25 protein-coding genes are annotated in these 20,367 nt (G+C 36.6%); 9 read left to right on the top strand and 16 right to left on the bottom strand.

Going from position 1 to position 20,367, the window contains the following annotated elements:
• Window positions 1-12: 12 nt before the first annotated feature.
• The 4 genes from resA to CD152_RS02605 form a co-directional block, all read right to left on the bottom strand.
• Window positions 13-546 (bottom strand): thiol-disulfide oxidoreductase ResA, encoded by a 534-nt coding sequence (resA, locus tag CD152_RS02620; RefSeq protein ID WP_101142401.1) that lies wholly within the window; start codon window positions 544-546, stop codon window positions 13-15.
• 84 nt (window positions 547-630) lie between these two features.
• A complete protein-coding gene (locus CD152_RS02615; RefSeq protein WP_012657047.1) occupies window positions 631-1,368 on the bottom strand; it encodes a pseudouridine synthase in 738 nt (245 codons plus the stop codon).
• Entirely contained in the window at window positions 1,365-1,910 is a 546-nt protein-coding gene (gene scpB / locus CD152_RS02610) for an SMC-Scp complex subunit ScpB (RefSeq protein WP_012657048.1), read from the bottom strand. The genes CD152_RS02615 and scpB overlap by 4 nt, the downstream gene beginning before the upstream one ends.
• Entirely contained in the window at window positions 1,903-2,619 is a 717-nt protein-coding gene (locus CD152_RS02605; RefSeq protein ID WP_101140849.1) for a segregation and condensation protein A, read from the bottom strand. The genes scpB and CD152_RS02605 overlap by 8 nt, the downstream gene beginning before the upstream one ends.
• 29 nt (window positions 2,620-2,648) lie before the next feature.
• Here CD152_RS02605 and CD152_RS02600 point away from each other — a divergent pair, with 29 nt between their 5' ends.
• Window positions 2,649-3,167 carry a DUF309 domain-containing protein gene (locus CD152_RS02600; protein WP_157819656.1) on the top strand — a complete coding sequence of 173 codons (519 nt, stop codon included), beginning with the start codon at window positions 2,649-2,651 and terminating at the stop codon, window positions 3,165-3,167.
• A gap of 120 nt (window positions 3,168-3,287) precedes the next feature.
• Here the strand turns inward: CD152_RS02600 and xerD are convergent, their stop codons facing one another.
• The 3 genes from xerD to CD152_RS02585 form a co-directional block, all read right to left on the bottom strand.
• Window positions 3,288-4,175, bottom strand: a complete 888-nt coding sequence (xerD, locus tag CD152_RS02595; RefSeq protein WP_099483064.1) for a site-specific tyrosine recombinase XerD — start codon at window positions 4,173-4,175, stop codon at window positions 3,288-3,290.
• Between the two features lie 75 nt (window positions 4,176-4,250).
• On the bottom strand, window positions 4,251-4,730 hold the full coding sequence (gene fur, locus CD152_RS02590) for a ferric iron uptake transcriptional regulator (RefSeq protein WP_012657052.1): 480 nt from the start codon (window positions 4,728-4,730) through the stop codon (window positions 4,251-4,253).
• Between the two features lie 115 nt (window positions 4,731-4,845).
• On the bottom strand, window positions 4,846-5,382 hold the full coding sequence (locus CD152_RS02585) for an NUDIX hydrolase (RefSeq protein WP_101140848.1): 537 nt from the start codon (window positions 5,380-5,382) through the stop codon (window positions 4,846-4,848).
• 65 nt (window positions 5,383-5,447) lie between these two features.
• Here CD152_RS02585 and CD152_RS02580 point away from each other — a divergent pair, with 65 nt between their 5' ends.
• Both CD152_RS02580 and CD152_RS02575 read left to right on the top strand, forming a co-directional pair.
• Complete coding sequence (locus CD152_RS02580) at window positions 5,448-6,359, top strand: aldo/keto reductase (RefSeq protein ID WP_101140847.1); 912 nt, start codon at window positions 5,448-5,450, stop codon at window positions 6,357-6,359.
• The gene (locus tag CD152_RS02575; protein ID WP_101140846.1) at window positions 6,356-7,297 is read left to right on the top strand and encodes an alpha/beta hydrolase; all 942 of its coding nucleotides are present in this window, start codon (window positions 6,356-6,358) and stop codon (window positions 7,295-7,297) included. Before CD152_RS02580 ends, CD152_RS02575 begins: the two co-directional genes overlap by 4 nt.
• Here the strand turns inward: CD152_RS02575 and CD152_RS02570 are convergent, their stop codons facing one another.
• Window positions 7,298-8,044: an SDR family NAD(P)-dependent oxidoreductase gene (locus tag CD152_RS02570; RefSeq protein WP_169926147.1), complete on the bottom strand. Its 747-nt coding sequence runs from the start codon at window positions 8,042-8,044 to the stop codon at window positions 7,298-7,300.
• A gap of 78 nt (window positions 8,045-8,122) precedes the next feature.
• Between CD152_RS02570 and proC the strand changes: the two genes are divergently transcribed.
• A complete protein-coding gene (gene proC, locus CD152_RS02565) occupies window positions 8,123-8,926 on the top strand; it encodes a pyrroline-5-carboxylate reductase (RefSeq protein ID WP_101140844.1) in 804 nt (267 codons plus the stop codon).
• 118 nt (window positions 8,927-9,044) lie between these two features.
• Here proC and rnz read toward each other — a convergent pair whose 3' ends face one another.
• Entirely contained in the window at window positions 9,045-9,965 is a 921-nt protein-coding gene (rnz, locus tag CD152_RS02560; RefSeq protein ID WP_101141528.1) for a ribonuclease Z, read from the bottom strand.
• A gap of 106 nt (window positions 9,966-10,071) precedes the next feature.
• Between rnz and zwf the strand changes: the two genes are divergently transcribed.
• The 3 genes from zwf to CD152_RS02545 all read left to right on the top strand — a co-directional run bounded on the left by zwf (window position 10,072) and on the right by CD152_RS02545 (window position 13,154).
• Window positions 10,072-11,550 carry a glucose-6-phosphate dehydrogenase gene (gene zwf, locus CD152_RS02555; RefSeq protein ID WP_101141530.1) on the top strand — a complete coding sequence of 493 codons (1,479 nt, stop codon included), beginning with the start codon at window positions 10,072-10,074 and terminating at the stop codon, window positions 11,548-11,550.
• Between the two features lie 142 nt (window positions 11,551-11,692).
• Window positions 11,693-12,292, top strand: a complete 600-nt coding sequence (locus CD152_RS02550) for an SAM-dependent methyltransferase (protein ID WP_101141532.1) — start codon at window positions 11,693-11,695, stop codon at window positions 12,290-12,292.
• A 13-nt stretch (window positions 12,293-12,305) separates the two neighbouring features.
• Complete coding sequence (locus tag CD152_RS02545) at window positions 12,306-13,154, top strand: AraC family transcriptional regulator (RefSeq protein ID WP_165983000.1); 849 nt, start codon at window positions 12,306-12,308, stop codon at window positions 13,152-13,154.
• A 113-nt stretch (window positions 13,155-13,267) separates the two neighbouring features.
• Here the strand turns inward: CD152_RS02545 and gndA are convergent, their stop codons facing one another.
• Both gndA and CD152_RS02535 read right to left on the bottom strand, forming a co-directional pair.
• Complete coding sequence (gene gndA / locus CD152_RS02540) at window positions 13,268-14,671, bottom strand: NADP-dependent phosphogluconate dehydrogenase (RefSeq protein ID WP_012657062.1); 1,404 nt, start codon at window positions 14,669-14,671, stop codon at window positions 13,268-13,270.
• Window positions 14,672-14,730: 59 nt separating this feature from the next.
• Window positions 14,731-15,837 (bottom strand): M20/M25/M40 family metallo-hydrolase, encoded by a 1,107-nt coding sequence (locus tag CD152_RS02535; RefSeq protein ID WP_101143565.1) that lies wholly within the window; start codon window positions 15,835-15,837, stop codon window positions 14,731-14,733.
• A 121-nt stretch (window positions 15,838-15,958) separates the two neighbouring features.
• Between CD152_RS02535 and CD152_RS12280 the strand changes: the two genes are divergently transcribed.
• Window positions 15,959-16,057 (top strand): stressosome-associated protein Prli42, encoded by a 99-nt coding sequence (locus CD152_RS12280; RefSeq protein ID WP_435673498.1) that lies wholly within the window; start codon window positions 15,959-15,961, stop codon window positions 16,055-16,057.
• 25 nt (window positions 16,058-16,082) lie between these two features.
• Here the strand turns inward: CD152_RS12280 and CD152_RS02530 are convergent, their stop codons facing one another.
• The 3 genes from CD152_RS02530 to CD152_RS02520 form a co-directional block, all read right to left on the bottom strand.
• Entirely contained in the window at window positions 16,083-17,051 is a 969-nt protein-coding gene (locus tag CD152_RS02530; protein WP_103214347.1) for an aromatic acid exporter family protein, read from the bottom strand.
• A gap of 3 nt (window positions 17,052-17,054) precedes the next feature.
• Complete coding sequence (locus tag CD152_RS02525) at window positions 17,055-17,492, bottom strand: BrxA/BrxB family bacilliredoxin (RefSeq protein ID WP_012657065.1); 438 nt, start codon at window positions 17,490-17,492, stop codon at window positions 17,055-17,057.
• Between the two features lie 135 nt (window positions 17,493-17,627).
• On the bottom strand, window positions 17,628-18,722 hold the full coding sequence (locus CD152_RS02520) for a Glu/Leu/Phe/Val dehydrogenase dimerization domain-containing protein (RefSeq protein ID WP_086038762.1): 1,095 nt from the start codon (window positions 18,720-18,722) through the stop codon (window positions 17,628-17,630).
• Between the two features lie 172 nt (window positions 18,723-18,894).
• Between CD152_RS02520 and CD152_RS02515 the strand changes: the two genes are divergently transcribed.
• On the top strand, window positions 18,895-19,128 hold the full coding sequence (locus CD152_RS02515; protein WP_041636016.1) for a DUF2627 domain-containing protein: 234 nt from the start codon (window positions 18,895-18,897) through the stop codon (window positions 19,126-19,128).
• A 30-nt stretch (window positions 19,129-19,158) separates the two neighbouring features.
• Here CD152_RS02515 and CD152_RS02510 read toward each other — a convergent pair whose 3' ends face one another.
• Together CD152_RS02510 and CD152_RS02505 are read right to left on the bottom strand one after the other, a co-directional pair.
• Window positions 19,159-19,878, bottom strand: coding sequence for a glycerophosphodiester phosphodiesterase (locus CD152_RS02510; RefSeq protein ID WP_232237510.1), 720 nt, complete (start codon window positions 19,876-19,878; stop codon window positions 19,159-19,161).
• A gap of 8 nt (window positions 19,879-19,886) precedes the next feature.
• A complete protein-coding gene (locus CD152_RS02505; RefSeq protein WP_103214346.1) occupies window positions 19,887-20,198 on the bottom strand; it encodes a sporulation initiation factor Spo0A C-terminal domain-containing protein in 312 nt (103 codons plus the stop codon).
• Window positions 20,199-20,367 lie beyond the last annotated feature (169 nt).

Genomic DNA, 20,367 nt, shown 5'->3' with positions numbered 1-20,367 from the left:
TACTGCACCCCTTTATGGTTGTACCATATCCATATATTTTTTTATGTCTACACGTGACATCTGCCCTTTATGGTGTGCCTTTATAATACCATTTTTATCTATAACATATGTATTTGGTAAGTCATTTGCATTATAGGCTCTCATCACATCTCCTGAACCGTCAAGCGCAACCATTAACTCTACTTCTTCAGGCAGTTCGCTAAAGAACTGCTTTACTTGCTGTGGTGAATCTTTCACATGTACTGTAAGTACTTCAACACCTTTAGAGTGATAAATTTTGTTCATGCGGTTTAAATCAGGCATCTCTTCTTTACATGGGTTACACCATGTACCCCAGAAGTTTAGAATAACACCTTTACCTTTATAATCACTTAACGCTACTTTTTCACCTTCTAAATTCTTAAGTTCAAATAATGGTGCCTTATCTCCGACTTTAACAACCTTCTCACCATCTTTAGCAACACTCACATATAATATAAAACCGATAGCCACTAATATCAGCAGCATTATTATATACTGAATCCACTTTTTCTGTGATTTTTGCATATAAACCCATTCTCCTTTTTGCAATATAATTTTTATTATAACATGCAAAAACACATAGTCTGTGGCAACTATGTGAATTTTGGACTACGATTTATTTAATGCCATATTTCTTAAAGTCTTAACTTCATGGGGAGTTAATTCCCTTGCATCTCCTGCATTTAACCCTTTTAGTGTTAGCGGACCATACTCAATACGTGATAGTTTAACGACTTCATGCCCAAAATGAGCAAACATTCTACGGACTTGACGATTTCTGCCTTCATAAATAGTAATTTCAACTAATGTCGTGTTTTTCTCTTTATCTTGAGATTTAACTTTTACAAGTGCAGGAGCAGTTTTACCATCTTCAAGCATAATACCTTTTTCAAGTTGCTTTACTTGTTCACGCAACAAAAATCCCTTTAGTTTAGCAACATATTTTTTCTTCATCTTATATTTAGGATGGGTCATTTGGTTTGCAAAGTCTCCATCATTCGTCAATAGGAGTAAGCCCGACGTATCATAATCCAGACGTCCAACTGGAAAGATTCTTAAATTGAGGCCTGGAAAATAGTCTGTAACGACCTTTCTTCCTTTTTCATCAGAAACGCTTGTGATGACACCTGTAGGCTTATGGAAAAGAATATAAATTTTCTCTGGGTTCTCTAGTGGAATGCCTTCTACTTCGATGATATCACTTGGTTTTACTTTTGTGCCGAGCTCGGTCACAGTTTGTCCGTTTACCGTTACTTTCCCTTCAGTAATCAGCACTTCAGCTTTCCTTCTTGATGTAACACCACTCTTTGCGATTACTTTTTGCAATCTTTCTAACTGTTCATTCATAATTCATCCTCCGTCTCTAAATTTTTAAAGAATCGTTCAATTTCATCTGATTCTGTATTCCCCTCTTCGTCCATCGGAAGCTCATCCAGACTTTTTAAGCCGAATGCTCTTAAAAACTCCTGTGTTGTTACCAATACTTTAGCTCGAGCATCTTTTTGTTCATTTGCTTTAATAAGTCCTTTTTCAATGAGTGTCTTTACTGGTCCATCGGAATTTACTCCACGTGCAATTTCTATGTCTTGTCTCGTTAGAGGTTGATTATATGCGATAATCGCTAAAGTTTCCATAGACGCCTGGGTCAGCTTCTTCTCTTTCGTATGTGTAACAAGGTGCTGTAGATACGGTGTTAAACTGTCATTAGCCATAAGAAAGTAACTATCTCCTAACTTTCTTATCTCTAATACACTATGGTGAAATTTCCTAGTCATATCACTTATCTGTACTGGTGTTAGCTGTACAACTTCACATAAAGTCGATTCATCCACACCCTCATCTCCAGCTGCATACAATAATCCGGTTATTATTTCCAGTTTATCAACCATTATAACGTCTGCCCCTTTCTATATAAATGTCACCAAATGTACGCTCTTGACGTATTTTTACCGTCTCCGTCTTCATTAGTTCTAATAAAGCCATAAAAAGGGTGACAATCTGCGTCTTCGTTTCGGAAAAAGTTACAAAATCAGCAAACGTAATACTTTGCTTTTGCTGCAAATTTTCAATAATATTTTTAGTTGCATCTTCAATTGAGTAGGTGTCCCTTGCCATTGATATTGTAGGTTTTACTACGTGCTGTCTTTGCTTTGCCTTATAATATGCCGTTATAAGATCCATCAATTCAAGTTCTAACGAGGTATCAACTTTCTCGAATCGAGAAAGATCATTCCCACGTTTAATAAAATACTTCTCTTCTTCCTTCTTTTTTTCATTGAGTATTTCTGCTAACATTCTATAGTTCTGATACTCAATAAGCTGGTTCATCAGACCCTCTCTTGGATCCTCGGTTTCTTCAACCGTTTCTGTACTTTCTGGCAGAAGCATCCTGCTTTTGATGCGCAATAACTCACTCGCCATTACGAGGTAATCACCATGCACATTGATATCTAAATCAGTGACATCTTTGATATAATTGATGTATTGTTCAGTTAGAATCTTCATCGATATATCATAGATATCGATTTCATACTGCTTTATAAGATGTAGCAGTAGATCGAGTGGTCCGTGAAAGGACGCCAGTTTTACTTCATACATTATTTCACCTATATTCTGGAGTGGTTAAATTGAAAACTATTGTTGCTGAGTACGTCTATTATTTTGAATATCTGAGAGATTATTTCGAATGTCATGAACTACTAGAAGAATTCTGGAAAAATAAACCCGAATTTACCAAGCAGGACTTTGAAGTTGGTCTAATACTACTTGCAACTGGTCAGTATCATATGCGCCGTGGCAATATTACAGGGGGACATCGCTCACTGTCGAAAGCAAAGCGAATCCTCAAACTTTATATTGATTCCCATTATGAACAATTTATTGATATTGCGAGATTAACATCCGAGATTGATCTGCTTATAAACTCAGCAGTATATAAGCAGATCACTCTTCCAGCGCGTTCAGAAGTTCGTTCATTATTGAGTGATAAAGATCATCACATTTCATCAGATATCCACGAAAATATCATTCACAAACATTTGAAACGTGATAGAACAGAAGTCCTTTTGGCCAGACACAGTGCATTATACAATAAAAAGCCAATAGACGAGTCCCCACACAACGGCCATCATGGTAATAAAGGTTAGCAGCATCATATTATTACGAGGCTTTTCATCGTTGTGTTCAGATGCTTTCAGTATCTGTCGTTGTTCCTGTGGTTTGAATACCTTTTTTTTACTTGCGCTTTTTTTATTCATACATTTCTCCTATGCTCTCGGGTGTGTATTTTTATAAACTTCACGAATTTGTTTCGTATCGATATGTGTATATAGCTGCGTAGATGAAATATCAGCATGTCCAAGCATCTCCTGTACAGCACGTAAGTCTGCACCATTTTCAAGCAGGTGTGTCGCAAACGAATGTCTTAACGTATGAGGTGTCAGCTTTTTCTGTATTCCTGACTCCGCCTGAACCTGTTTCATAATCTTCCAGAAGCCCTGTCTTGTCATACGCTTCCCGTGGAAGTTCAGAAATAAGCTATCTGTCATTTCTTTCTTAAGCATCTTATGACGTGTGTTCGCAATATAAGCATCCATCAGCTTAATCATATGTGTTCCTATAGGGACAATGCGCTCCTTATTACCTTTACCTGTCACTTTAACAAATCCCATTATAGTATTTACATCCGCAACATCAAGATTGATAAGTTCTGACACGCGCATACCTGTTGCGTATAGTAGTTCGAGCATTGCCTGATCCCTTCTACCTGTCACTTTAGAAGTATCCGGTGAAGATAAGAAAATGTCAACTTCCTCAACCGTGAGTATATCAGGAAGTTTCCTTTCGAACTTTGGAGGTTCTAGAATTATTGTAGGATCTTTCACTGCATATTTTTCTCTAAGTGCAAACTGATGGAATCCTCGAACTGATGCAGTGACTCTTGCAAGCGTCTTTGAAGATTTACCATCGTCCTTTAGCTTGCCGAGAAATAATGAAATCGTAAATCTATCGATATTATCTATAGAACCAATATGTGATTCTTCTAAAAACTTCTTATAATGATTCAAATCTCTTCTGTACGCTGCAATCGTATTTTCACTCAGCCCTTTTTCAATCATAATAAAGTGTAAAAATTCATCTATGATTTCCTGCATATCCTCACCTCTTTATAGATTAAGTTTACCATAATATTTTATATGAATATATAAAAAAAAGAGACTGCAGTCTCTTTATTCATTGATACGTTTATTAAGTTCATCTGCTCTGAAACCTTTTTCACTGCACACTCTACATATTCCATGAAAGGTCAGACGGTGGTCCATAATCTGAAAGTGATAATCACGTTCAACCTTTTTCTCAACATCCTCAAGTAAATCTTCTTCAATCTCTTCCACCGCACCGCAATTCATGCACACAAGGTGGTGATGGAAGTGTTTTGCACCTTCTTTTCTCAGGTCAAAACGTGCGACCCCATCACCAAAATTTATTTTATCTACAACTTTCAGTTCAGCTAAAAGCTCTAGTGTCCGATAAACCGTTGCAAGTCCAATTTCAGGAGATTTTTCCTTTACTTTCAGAAAAACATCTTCCGCACTTAGATGATCTGCTTCATTCTCTAATAATACAGTAACTGTCGCTTCCCTTTGAGGGGTTAGTTTATAAGAAGCTTCATGTAACTGCTCCTTTATTCTATTAATTCTTTCCTGCATATCCTCACTCCTAAAGGTAACGATTAATATATATAAAATATCAGTAATTGAGAATTAATGCAAATAAATTTATTCTCAGATTAGAATGATTATTAAATGATAATTAATTTATACCTTATTTTCTTAGTTTGAGCTGATAATTTAATATCGCAATAATCGTCTTCGCATCTTCTATCTTACCTTCATCTATCCAGCGCAAGGCTTCATCTAATGTCAGCCAATGATGACTGACAAACTCATCCTCATCAGGAGATAGGAGATCAGATGGAACTAAAGTATCAGTATAATAAAGCGAAATAAATTCATCACAAAAACCTGGAGATACATAGAATTCTTTTAAAAGTGATAATTGCAGAGGCGTATACCCAGTTTCCTCTTCAAGTTCACGCCTAGCAGTTTCTATTCTTTCTTCTCCTGGTTCAACCTTTCCTGCCGGGACTTCAATCAGGCATTTCTCCATTGCCTTGCGAAATTGTTCTACAAATAGAATCTTATTATCTTTAACAGCAAGAATCGCAACAGCTCCTGGATGTTTTACAACTTCTCTCACTGTTTCTTTGCCATTAGGTAATGTAACGATATGTTCTTCAACCTTAATCACCTTACCGTCAAATATTTGCGTTTTGTCAATCGTACGTTCCGTCAAATCCATATCAATTCACTCTCTTTCCTTAGTCATGTTAAACTATACTTATTATAACGAATGGAGGAATAATCTTGAAGAAAAATCATACGAAAAGCGGGCTTATATTTTCACAGCTTGGCTTAGGAGCAATGAATCTCCCTCAAACACAAGCGAAGGCAGATATAATTTTAAAGTCGGCGTTAGAAAATAATATTACTTATATTGATACTGCCGACCTGTATCAAAAAGGACGTAACGAGGAAACTATCGGAGAATTTTTGAACTCTAACAAGCTCAGACATGAAGTAACCCTTGCTTCTAAAGTTGGGAATGAGTTTAATATGATTAACGATGAAGTCAAATGGAATCCTTCTAAATCTCATATAAAACTTAGTATTACTGACAGCTTAGCGCGTTTAAAGACAGATTATCTGGATTTATATATGCTGCATGGCGGGACAATTGAAGATGATAAGGATGAAGTCATAGACACGTTTGAAAGCTTAAAGAAAGAAGGATTAATTCGTGCTTATGGAATAAGCTCTATCAGACCGAACGTTATTGATTATTACCTTGAACATAGCAATATCGACACAATAATGATGCAGTTCAGTTTAATCGATAATAGACCAGAGCAGTTAGTTGAAAGTATCGAGAAGCACGATGTTCGAATATTGGCAAGAGGTCCTTTAATGAAAGGTCTACTGACAGATCATGCATCCCGTATATTAGATACTAAATTTAAAGACGGCATTTTAGATTCGAGTTATGAAGAATTAAAACAGAGTATCAATCAAGCTAAACACTTGGGAAATCTAACTGAACTTGCGTATCAATATTTACTGCAGTATCCGGTAGCATCGATTGTAAACGGCGCATCAAGCAAGGAACAGTTGCTGGAAAATATTAAGCATTTTGAAAATGCGATGAAGCAACAAGCATCAAACATCGAACAAGTAAGGACATTTTTTAAAGATATTGTTTATAAGGATCACATTAAATGAAATCAAGAACACTGATGAATACATTGTTCGGTCTATCTGTTGCGAGCAGCATTACTTCCAGCATCACTGGTATTATTGCTTCAAATTATCTTCTGAACTTTAAGCTAAGAGATGTTGAGGTGATCAGAAGAAGAGAGATCAAAGCAAAACGGCTGGATGAACAAGCCTTTAAAGCATTGAATCCAATCGATGTTACAATCCCCTCACGCAATGGCTACAATCTTAGCGGAACAGTGGTTAAACCCTATGAACATAATTACTGGATGATTTTTTGTCATGGTGTGACTGAAAATAAGATTACAAGCATAAAATATTTGAATCTATTCATATCATTAGGCTTTAACGGTATCATCTTCGATCACAGAAGACATGGCCAAAGCGAAGGTAATCACTCAACATATGGATACTATGAGAAAATCGATCTGGAAAGCGTAATCACTTTCTTAAAGGAGCATCATGGCTACGATATTAAGTTTGGTATTCATGGTGAGTCTATGGGTGCAGCAACGACATTGCTCTATGCTGGAGAGCTCGCAAATGAAGCAGAGTTCTATATTTCCGATTGTGCTTTTAGTAACTTTAGTCAGCTGCTGACTCAGCTCATCGAACAGAAGTCGAGATTAGGGAGCGGGTTCCTCCTCTATTCCATGAATCGGATATTAAGACTAAGAACACACTTTACCTTAAACCAGGTCTCACCTATCAATGTTATACACAATGTCGAACAACCTATCCTGTTCATACATTCAAAACCAGATACGTTTATTCCATATACACATTCTGTTGACCTTTACAACAAGAAGACTGGACCTAAGATGCGCTGGTATCCGGAACATGGTGGTCATGCCGCGAGCTATAACGTCAATCCTTTAACATATAAGAAAGTCGTACAAAACTTTCTTGAAACATACAATCTATTACCTCCAGCTCAGCAATAATCATTTTATCTTCGTCATAAAAAATGGTTTCAACAACTTTTCGATGGTGCGTGGAGCGAAGTTATATATTTTTAAGGCCATATACATCCACATTGGACGATTAATCTCTATTCGTGGATGGTGTATTGCTTTTATTATTTCTTGTGCCAGTGTATCACTACGTATCATAATCAGACGATTTAAGCGAGATACATTGCCACTTGCTTTGAAAATAAACTCTGTATCAACTGGACCTGTGTTAACTACAGTAAATAAAATCTCAGGCATCTCGAGTCGCAAAGCATTTATCGTTTGATTCATAGCAGCTTTAGAAGCAGAATAGATAGCCCCTCCAGGATTCGCTGTATAAGCTGCCAATGACCCAAGGATAATAAAATGGGGGGTGCGTTGTTCATTTAACATCGACCTGATAATATAGACCACACTTTGATAGTTGACGAACAGCATCTCATTCATTATTTCAGGGGTCATCGACACAAGCGATCGGTAATTTGCGAAGCCCGCACAAAATATTACAACATCAATATCAATACGATATATCTCATCAATAAAAGCCAAAGTTGACTCCTCCGACTTAAAATCTGCATATAGCAATACACATCGCTCAGCGAATGATTCTCTTAGATGAAAGAGTTTATTTAATGTTCTCGCACATGCATATACCGTGTTTCCTTCTATTAAAAGCTGTTCAACAAGTTTAATTCCAATGCCTCCTGAGGCACCCGTTATCAATATTCTTTTACTCATAATCCTCACCATCGCAATTGTAAATTATATATAGTTTACACTATAATAAATGCTATGAACAATTTATGGAGGGATAGTATGAAAATCGTGTTCTTTGGTTCTGGTAATATGGCAAGCGCCATTTTTATCGGACTTGTTGAGAGTAAAACGATTCAAGGCAAGGATATATTTATCACGAACCGCTCTAATGAAGAAGAGTTAAAACGCTTTAATCAACTTTATCAAATAAATTATAGCTATGATGACGAGGCTCTGTTAAAAGATGCTGATTTCGTCTTCCTGGCGGTAAAACCGTACGACTTTGATTCAGTAGCACAACGAATCAAACCTTATCTATTTGAAGAAAACCACTTTGTATCAATGATGGCTGGTATCCCAATCAATCAAATCAAGAATAAATTAAATACACATAACCCGGTTGCACGCATTATGCCGAATACGAATGCACACGTTCAACAATCGGTTACCGGCATTTCTTATTCTGATAATTTCAGTGAAAACGCTAAATCAAATCTTACTGCATTACTGGAAGCATTCGGAACATCTATCGAAGTGAAAGAAGACTCTCTTCATGATGTCACTGCAATAACAGGAAGTGGCCCCGCGTTTCTCTACTATGTATATGAAGAATATATAAAAGCTGCAAAGCATCTTGGACTGTCTCCTGATGATACGGACATGGCAGTAAGAAACTTAATCATAGGGACTGGAAGAATGCTGGAAAACTCAGAACTTTCAATTGATCAGCTTCGCGAAAACATTACCTCTAAAGGTGGAACAACTAAAGCCGGATTAGATGCTCTGCGTAAGCATCCAATAGAAGAGATGTTTATTGATTGTTTAGAACAGGCATTGAACAGAAGCAAGGAACTAAGTGAATAAAAAGTCATGACACCGATATACATGAATAAAATCAAAAAGACGGAAAGAAATAATCTTTGTTTCCTTCCGTCTTTTTTGATTTTAATCGTATCTGTTCTTAATAGACCTTCATTTGAATTTATTCAATATCATACTCGGAAAAATCATCCGCAATAAAAACTTCACATTCTGTTTTAGTGTTTATCTCAGCTGATAATCGATTTATATCTTTAGTAGTATAGCGATTGCTGACATGATTGATAATAAGTTTCTTCACATTCCCGCTACTCACCAAGGATAGGACATCATCAATATGACTGTGATAGTATTTATGACTTAATTCTATATCCTCATCGAGATATGTACATTCATGTACAACAACATCTGCATTCTCTGCCAAAGAAACTTCGTTTTCACAAGGCATTGTATCTCCAAAGAACACGAGCTTCTTCCCTTTTTTTCCGGCAGTCTTAAAATCCTTAGTGTTATAGATTTTCCCATTCAGTGTGACTTGTTCATGCAACTTAAACTCTTTATAGACTGGACCTGGAGCGATGCCTTCAGCTATCAACTTTTCTTTTATTAAGTTACCAGCAGTATCAGGCATTACTATTCTATATCCGAATGAAGGTATGCCATGTTTTAGTGCTCCGACTGTTATTTCGATATCGTTGATAACAAATTCGTCACCATGATCAATCTCGATAATCTCAAGAGGATAATTAAGATGTGAACAGGAGATCGTCAGAACTGTATCAACAAACTGTTTTAACCCGGTCGGACCATATAATGTCAGTTTTTTGTCCTGACCCCCTTGAAAGCTTCTTGAAGTTAATACTCCTGGTAGTCCAAAGATATGGTCCCCATGCAGATGAGAAATAAATATATGCGTAAGCCTACCAAGCTTAATGCTAGTATGTAATATTTGATGTTGTGCTGCTTCCCCACAATCAAACATCCAGTATTCATTATAGAGTGGATTTAAAGAAAGGATTGTCGTCTGCGTATTTCTTTCTTTTGTAGGTAATCCGGCGCTCGTTCCTAAGCAAATAATCTTCAAATTAAAAACCACCTTTTCATCACGTAATTATAGCATGTTTTAATTGTATTTTTATGTGTTCTATGAAAAAATATAAAGAATAATAATAGAATCGAGGTTAGTTATCTTGGATATAAAAAAGCAAAACATTCCCTGCTTAATTACCATTTTTGGTGCGACAGGAGACTTAAGTCATCGTAAATTATTTCCATCCCTGTTCCACCTTTTTCAACAGGGAAATCTCAATGACCAAATTGCAATCATAGGAATAGGTCGACGCGACTGGTCAAACGATAAATTCAGAGCCGAAATCAGAGCATCTATCGAGAACTTCGTAGCTGATACACATAAGATTGATGCCTTTATGGAACACGTATTTTACCAGCCGCATGATGTAAATGATGCAGCAAGCTATGCATCGCTCAAAGCTCTTTCAGAAACTTTGGATGCTGAATTTAATCTGCAAGGTAACCGTCTATTTTATTTAGCAATGGCTCCAGAATTCTTTGGTACTGTTACCGATCATTTAAAATTAAGTGGCCTTACAAAGACGGATGGTTTCAAACGTTTAATCATTGAAAAACCATTCGGTAAGGATCTGAAATCAGCTGAACAGTTGAATCAGCAGATTCGTAAATCATTCAAAGAAGAAGAAATATATCGTATCGATCACTATCTCGGAAAAGACATGGTACAAAACATTGAGGTTATTCGCTTTAGCAATGCTATGTTCGAACCATTATGGAACAATAAATACATCTCAAATATCCAGGTCACATCATCTGAAATCCTTGGTGTTGAAGACCGAGGTGGCTACTATGATAAGAGTGGTGCACTTAAAGATATGGTTCAGAATCATATGCTGCAAATCGTTTCTCTTCTGGCGATGGAGCCTCCTATCTCACTCTCATCAGAAGATATCAGAAATGAAAAAGTAAAGGCTTTACGTTCCATTCGCAAGATCAAACCAGAACATGTCAGAAGCTATTTTGTTCGCGGACAGTATGATGCTGGTGAAATCAATGGTGAGAAGGTAAAAAAATATCGTGATGAAGATAATGTCGCACCAGATAGTAACACCCCTACTTTCGTTGCAGCGAAAGTCATGCTCGATAACTTCAGATGGGCTGGTGTACCATTTTATATTAGAACCGGAAAGCGTATGAAAGAAAAAGAAATCAGAGTGGTTGTAGAATTCAAAGAAATGCCGATGAATCTATATTATCAAAAAGATAAAGAACTCGATTCAAATCTGCTGATCATCAATATTCAGCCAAATGAAGGCATTGAACTTCATTTAAATGCTCGTAAATATATAGAAGGTATCGATACAGAGCCTGTAAAACTCTCTTATGCGATGACTACACAAGATAAGATGAATACCGTAGATGCCTACGAAGGATTAATCTACGACTGTTTACGTGGCGATGCGACAAACTTTACACATTGGGAAGAATTGAAAGCAACCTGGTCGTATGTTGATACAGTAGCGGAATACTGGGATAATAATCCAGCACCATTTCCAAACTACCCCGCAGGGAGCAACGGACCAATCAAGAGCGAATTACTGCTTAGTCGTGACAATTTTCATTGGTGGGACTTCTAAACATATACAGCCTTATCATTAAATAACACCTGAACAGTTTTTGTTCAGGTGTTATTTAATACGATTCAACTCTATAATTCAAAGTAATAATTTTATTTTCTATTTATTTATGTTATCTTAAACATAAAAAGGATTTAACTTTATGAACGATGCATACTTTGATCACCAGCTTAATATCCAGACAGAAATTTATTATGAGTCATACTCTCGTGGTGCAATTCATCGCTATGAACCGACAGACTATATACATCTCGAAAAACTATTCCAAAAGATCAAGCCATTGATAACTGTTGATGACGTGCTTGTCGATATCGGCTCAGGGATGCATCGAGTACCAATCTTTGCGGCCCATCAGCTACAAGTTCAAACTAAAGGCATTGAAATTAACAAACAGCTTTATATGCATGCATTAAAGAATATCCAGGCATATTCAAAGCATCACCGATGCCATATCGAAGCAATCAACTGTGATATATTGGATTATAATATCAAAGCACAGGATAGCATTTTCTTTCTATTCAATCCTTTTTCAGTACATATCTTCAAAAAGTTTATCGATTCGCTACTGTCAATCAAGGACTCACAAAGAAAATTACTCATCTTGTATTATCCTGATGCTAGTTATATTAACTACTTGCAATATTTCGATGAAGTCACCCTGCTTCATACGATCAAGCTAGAGGACTATGATAAAGATAAGCAGGAAATGCTACACATCTATGCTATTAACTACGAGATTTAGAAAGTGTGAAATGATGAAATCAATTGAAACCGTCCAAAAAACAATCGTATATCTTGAAGATCATTTATTACAGCCATTTACACTTGATGATCTTAGTAATTACCTTGAAGAGAGTGCATTCCATATTACACAGTCCTTTACCATGATCACAGGAATGACTGTGGAGGAATACCTTCACAGTAGGAAGATGACAGAAGCTGCAAACTATTTATTGAACGGAAACTATAGACTTGTCGACGTTGCAAAAAAGTACGGCTATACGAGCGCTCATGAATTCAGTACAGCTTTTAGTGAATTTCATGGAACTTCTCCGATACAAGCACGTGCAAATCCAGAGAAACTCCAGATGGTTCATCGGCTTTATCTGCAGCTCTCAACAACAACGAAGCCACCTGCGCATTATAGTATAAAACGTGCTGATCACACTGAGTTAGTCGGAAAATCCGTTAGAATAGATAACCAGCATCTATCGAATCAATTTTTAATCCCTGATCTAATCTATAATGAAAACCAGGATGGATTTATCGATGAATTGTTGCACTTGAGTACGAATGGTAAATTATATGTAACACTTCATCCTGATATAACGGGCGTTCATATATTTATCGGTGTTCAGTCAGAACGATCTTATCATTATGAAACTTCCGCTATCAATCGTGCTCAATATGCAGTATTTCATTCAAGAGGACATCTGGATTATATTTTCAGTGAGATTTGGTATTCTATCGAAAAACAGGTGGATCTTCAACTTAATTATTTGAGGAATGAGCAGTTTGTATATGTCCTTCCTTCAGATTATGCATTCGACAACAACTTTAATAAAGTAGAGCTATGGATTCCTATAGAGAGACAATTTTATTGAAAGAAAGTTCAGGTTATACATCCATTTATCAAATAAACCAGAACGATACCGTACAGCGACAGTATTGTTCTGGTTTATTTTAATTTACTTATTATATTTTATAGGTGAAAATATTATTTCCAGTCTGTATGGAATGTACCTGCTTTGTCTTTTCTTTCATAGGTGTGCGCTCCAAAATAATCACGCTGCGCCTGAATAAGGTTAGCAGGAAGATCTTTCGCAGTATATGAATCAAAATAGTTGATTGCAGAAGCAAAAGTCGGTACCGGTGTACCTGTTAAAATTGCAGTTGATGCAACCTTTCTTAAGCTTTGCTGGTATTTTTCAACAATCCCTTTAAAATAAGGATCGAGTAATAAATTCTGAAGATCATTATCAAGATCATATGCGTCTTTGATCTTTTGTAAGAACTGCGCACGTATAATACACCCTTCACGCCAGATCATTGCGAGATCACCAAGCTGTAAATCCCAGTTATAGCTGGCTGAAGCTTCTTTCATCTGCGCAAATCCTTGAGCATAACAGCAAATCTTACTCATATATAATGCTTCACGAATGGCTTCAAGGAATTCATCCTTATTTCCTTCAAAATTATTCTTTTCATTTTGAATAGCTTCATGCGCAATTACACGTTCATCTTTTTGACTGGATATCGTTCTGGCAAATACAGATTCAGTAATAATCGTTAATGGAACCCCTAAGTCAAGCGCATTAATTGATGTCCACTTACCTGTACCTTTTTGTCCTGCTTTGTCCAGTACTTTCTCTACAAGCGGTGTGCCATCTTCATCAAGCTTATTAAAGATATCAGCCGTAATTTCGATAAGATAGCTATCTAGCTCTCCTTCATTCCATGTCTTAAATGTTTCTGCAATTTCTTGATGTGACATATTGAGTACATTCTTCATCAGATCATAGCTTTCTGCTATAAGCTGCATATCCGCATATTCTATACCATTATGTACCATCTTCACATAATGCCCTGCGCCATCTGGCCCAATATAAGCGACACACGGCTTGCCATCCTTAGCTTTTGCTGCAATAGATTCTAGAATTGGTTTAACGAGTTCATAAGCTTCCTTCTGACCACCAGGCATGATAGATGGCCCGTGAAGTGCACCTTCTTCACCACCAGAAACACCCGTTCCGATAAAGTTGATTCCTTTTTCAGAAAGATAGACATTACGACGAATCGTATCGTTATAATTGGTATTGCCGCCGTCAATTAGAATGTCACCTTTATCTAATAATGGCAATAGACTTTCAATTGTCGCGTCTGTTGCTTGTCCTGCTTTAACCATCATCATAATCTTTCGTGGAGTTTCAAGACTATTTACGAATTCTTCCAAAGTATATGTCGGATGAATGTTCTTACCAGCTGATTCTTTCATCATTAAGTCTGTTTTGTCACTTGAACGATTATAGACTGAAACAGAATTACCTCTCGATTCAATATTCCATGCAAGATTTTTACCCATAACTGCAAGACCAATAACACCTATTTGTTGTTTACTCATACTCTACCTCTTTCAATAATTATTCCATTTCATTATAACATATTGTAATGTCACTTTGATTAAACAAGCTTAATGATTTCAAGGACCTGTTCTGTCAATTTCTCCATCTCCGTAACTGCAATACTTTCATTTACTGTATGAATCTTCTCATAACCAACCGCAAGAACAACTGTTGGAACACCATAGCTATTAATAAAGTTGGCATCACTACCGCCACCATTGGATACCACCTCAGGCGTTCGACCGATATTAAGTGCTGATTGCTGTGCTATCTTTATTACTTGGCTTTCTTCAGGTACATGGAATGATGGATAATTCACAGTAACTTCTACCTCTGCTGACCCCCCAAGTTCTGCGGCTGCTGTTAAAAATGCCTCTTTCATATGCTGTACTTGTTGATGCATCTTTTCCTCATCCAGGCTTCTTGCTTCAGCGAGGATAGAGCAGCTGTCAGCTACAATATTCGTTTTTTCTCCACCTTCTATACGGCCAATATTTGCAGTGGTTTCACCATCTATTCTTCCGAGCTTCATATTACTGATTGCACGTGAAGCAATATTAATCGCACTTACACCTTTTTCAGGCTCAACACCAGCATGTGCTGTAACACCTTTAATGTTGACATTTAAAGAAGCATTATTAGGCGCTCTATTGACGATTGTACCGACTTTGTTACCTGCATCTAGTGCAAATCCATAGCCATCAACTAATTTGCTACCATCTAAAGCTCTAGCCCCGACTAGTGATGACTCCTCACCTACAGTAATCACGATTTGAATTTCACCATGGTCACGATGCTCTTCTTGCAATGTGTGAATCGTTTCGATAATTGCTGCAATACCTGCTTTATCATCTGCACCGAGAATAGTACTCCCATCTGTATGGATGATACCATCGGTTACGATTGGTTCTATACCTTGACCAGGGGTCACCGTATCCATATGACAAGATAATAATATCGGTTTTTGATCTGTATTTCCTTTTAACGTAATAAAAAGGTTGCCCGCACCAAAACCTGTCTTCTGCTGAGTATCATCTTCTTCTACTTGTAGTCCGAGCTCTGAAAATACATTTTTAAGGTGGTCAGCGATTGCTCTTTCATGCCCTGTTTCACTATCAATCTTGACAAGACTTTTAAATGTTTCTACTAATCGTTCAGTATTCATATCATCTCTCCTTTTTTTTCGTTACTACTAATGTACCAAAGGTTGCGTAAACAGAAAAGTCTAAGCATTGGAAGGAGACATTTGTTATAATTATTTTAATACCTATGAAAGGATGGTTTCCTTGAACAAAAATTTTTTACGTTTTACAATCATCATTTTACTTGTACTTATCGTATCTGCACTTATTTTAAGCAGTGTACTACCATATTTAATGAACTAAAAAATCAGGACTGCGTCCTGATTTTTTAGTAGAGTCTTAGTGATCCAAAATTTGATTTAATCTCAAGATACTGCTCAATCTCATTCAGAAGCTGGATTAAAGCTGCTCTTGATTTCAACTGTTTATTATTCATCGGTAAAGGATACTTATCAATATCCAGCATAATAGCATACAGATCATGTAATCGCATAGCAGTGAAATTGTTGCTTGATATGTTGCTTGATAAGTCTTGTAAGAGCTTGCTACAATTAACATGAAGCTTATCACTATGATCCATCTGGTTAATTAGGTCCACCATCCGCAACAAAAGTTCAAGCTGTGCTTCACGCATATCAAAGTAATGATAGTATGAATTTTCATTTCTTGTAAAGTGATTTTCAACTTCTGTATAGGCTACAGATTTAGCACGTTCTATCGTCCCATGCAGCTTAACAATCTGTTGTTTATCTAATGCTATTTCTGGATAGATAAGCGCATCACTCAACTTTGAGACGATGACCTGAAACTCCGCTTCAATTTCTTTCCTATACTCATTCAATCTCCTTGATAAGTCCGGCATATATAGATTAAGCAATAATGCAATACCAAGTCCGACGACAATTAAAGTTATTTCATTGATTATTACATGCCAGTTTATATAACCAAAATTAAAACAATGTAGAATGATGACACAGCTTGTGACGACACCTTCTTCAATACCGAACATAACAGTCACTGGAATAAAGAATAATACAAGTAAACCAAGCACGACCGGATTAAACCCAAGATGTGTAAAGAATAGATAAGAAAACAGTAATCCTAGCATACACGAAAAGAAACGCGCACTGGCTGCCTGTAATGACTTTACACGAGTATTCTTCACACATAAAACAACCAGGATGGCTGCTGATGCGTAATTATCAAGTCCTAATAACTTACAGATAATTACACCCAGGGCCATCCCGAATGCTGTCTTTATCGTTCTGAATCCAATACGATAAGGTCTAATCTTCATCTATTAACGCTCTTCACAATGCTCTTCGAACAATGCTTGAATGTTTGTAATAACGCTCATAGGATCATGACCTTCAATTTCATGTCTTTCAATCATAGAGATAATCTTACCATCTTTAAGTAATGCAAATGATGGGCTGCTTGGTGGATAACCTTCGAAATATTCACGCGCTGTAGCTGTTGCTTCTTTGTCCTGGCCTGCAAATACAGTCACAAGCTGATCTGGTACTTTATCATAGTGAACAGCATGTGCTGCAGCTGGACGAGCAATTCCGCCTGCACATCCACAAACTGAATTAATCATAACAAAAGTTGTACCCGGCTTATCGAATGTGTCTTTTACTGCTTCAGACGTCGTTAATTGCTTATATCCTGCATTTTCAATCTCTTGACGGGCTGTGTTAACAAAATCTTCCATATACATATTAAAATTCATATCCATCGATATAACACCTCTTATAAATTGATACAACTATCATAACGAATAAAGCCTGTTAAATCTAGTGATTAATCCGTGAAATTTTAATACCTATAGGTAAGCACCTGCAAAAATCTTTTGCAGGTGCTCAGAGTAGCTCTAACGTCTTGAAATCAATGAATGTTCATTTAAGCTAAACGTACTGCGTACACGCATCATCTGATCAATACGTTCTTCAGCTAATCGTTCTGCTGCTAATGCTGTGGAAATGTTATCACGTTTCGCAATTTCAAATACTTTATCCATCTGATCATAGATTTCATTGACTTTTTTCGTGGCACGGTCCTGATTATATCCGCTTAACTCATCAGCTACGTTAATCACCCCGCCAGAGTTCACTACGAAGTCTGGTGCATAGATAATATTTCTTTCTTTAAGCATAGCTGCATGTATCTCCATATCTTTCAGCTGGTTATTCGAAGATCCACACACTGCCTTAACTTTCAATTGCGGAATTGTCTCATCGTTTAGAACGGCACCTAATGCACAAGGTGCAAAGATATCAGCTTCAACAGAATAGATTTCCTCAGGCTTCACTGCTGTTGCTCCAAAGTCATTCACCGCTCTATCAATTGATTCCTGGAAGATATCTGTAACGATTAGTTTCGCACCTTCTTCGTGTAAATATTTACATAAAGTGTAAGACACATTTCCTACACCTTGTACAGAAATCGTCTTACCTGCTAAGCTGTCATCGCCAAATGCTTCTTTGGCCGTACGTTTCATCGCACGATATACCCCTAATGCTGTCATCGGGCTTGGATTACCGCTAGAGCCATAACTTTCTGATAATCCTACAACATAGTCAGTTTCTGCATATATCGTGTCCATATCTGTAACGGATGTACCGACATCTTCTGCAGTAATATAACGACCATTTAAACTTTGAATATAACGTCCTAACGCTCTGAACATCGCTTCAGACTTATCTTTCTTAGGATCTCCGATGACAACCGTCTTCGCACCACCTAGATTAAGTCCCGCTGCTGCATTCTTATACGTCATTCCACGAGCTAATCGAAGCGCATCTTCAATTGCTTCTTCTTCACTATTATATGGCCACATTCTGCATCCCCCAAGTGCAGGACCTAGCGTAGAATCATGTATTGCAATGATTGCTTTAAGACCGCTCGCCTTATCCTGACAGAATACAACCTGTTCATAATCGTATCGCTCCAATGTTTCAAATATCATTACTATTCCCCTTTTCAAATCAAAATATGTAACTGATTACATTTTTATTATAGTACTAATAAATAAATATTTCAATTTACGAAGTGTTATTAGATTGCAGCATATTTTTCGGCTATCAAATTGATACAATCATGTTATAATAACGATATATAAAAATGAAATTGGTGATGTTTTGAAAAAGGTTATTGCATTGATGGTGCTTGTCATTCCCATCTATTTAGCTGGATTAGGTATTAAATGGATGAGAGATGCACTTTTTGGTATTCTTGTGCCAGAACTCCATTATATTTGGCTACAATTTATTATTGGGTTTGTTTTGATGGTGCTTGGTGTTAGTTTTGTTGGTGGATATATACTGCACATCGAAAAGAAAAGTAAACGAGCACAGCAAAAGTTTCGTAAATAATTATATTCAAAAAATCGAGATGCTGTAAATTCAGCTCTCGATTTTCTTCATTCGTTTTAAATGCACTGCACGTTCAACTTCATCTGTAATAATACCGGTAATACTGCTGCTCATCCATGTCTTCAGATCTTTTTCTTTATTTACTGTATATACTCTCGCTGGAAGTTCATTATGTTCGAGTTCAACAAGATGATCAATCGTGATATGCTTTGCATTAGGATGAATGCTCTTTATTTTATGACTTGTTTTATAGTCCCAGGGTGACTTATGATATCTATCGAATAGCAAAGCAGTTTCGTATGATGAATCTAATGCTTCCATCTTTACTAAACTTTCAATATTAAAGCTCGATATGATAATCTGGTCAATAATATCATAACGTGTTAACAATTCATGTAATTTATCCTCTATCTTACCTGCTTCAGATTTAATTTCTATATTCAATAGCTTATTATGCTTTTTCACAATATCTAAAACATCGCTGAGCAGTGGTACTTTTTCATCGGTTACATTAAAGAGGCCTTTCTTAATGTTAAACTGCTGAATTTCATCAAATGACATTTCTGCAATTTTTCCTCGTCCAGTTGTCGTTCGGTTGATTGTATGATCATGAATCACAACTATCTGTTCATCCTTCGTCAGATGTATATCTAATTCGAAGCCATCTGCTCCATATTCAACTGCCTTGTTAAAGGCAAGTAATGAGTTTTCTGGGTATCTAGCGGAATAACCGCGATGTGCAAATATCATTACCACAACTATCCATCCTTCAAAAATTTAATAAGTTCACCTATTGTCGGCTTTACGTATCTGCCCTGCTCATTAAAAATTTGTTCTAATCCATTGCTCCATGCTTTTTCTATCGCATGGCGAATAGACCTTTCAACATTCGCCGGTTTAACTTGATGTAATTCAGCGATTTCAGGATACAACTTGATTGTCAGCTGAATCTTCTCATTCGGATGGCTATTTACGATATCAAGCGCATCCTTTAAATATCTCGTTCCTTTATGCTTATTATTAAAGCCTAGATTATTCAATAGCTGATCTGTATGATTAACAAAATCCATATTGCATATTTGATAAATTCTACTTATAAAATTATCAAAGTTAATCGGCTTAAGTATGAAATAATCGACACCTAACGACTGATATGCTCCCTATAAGGTAGACACTTAAAAAGTGAAAATTTTATAGGGAGTTTTTAATTTGAGAAACAAGAAAATTTCATTTGATAAA

The sequence above is a fragment of the Macrococcoides caseolyticum genome, from assembly GCF_002902665.1.
GTDB classification, from domain to species: Bacteria; Bacillota; Bacilli; order Staphylococcales; family Staphylococcaceae; genus Macrococcoides; species Macrococcoides caseolyticum.
This window is presented reverse-complemented; position numbering and strand designations above follow the sequence as displayed.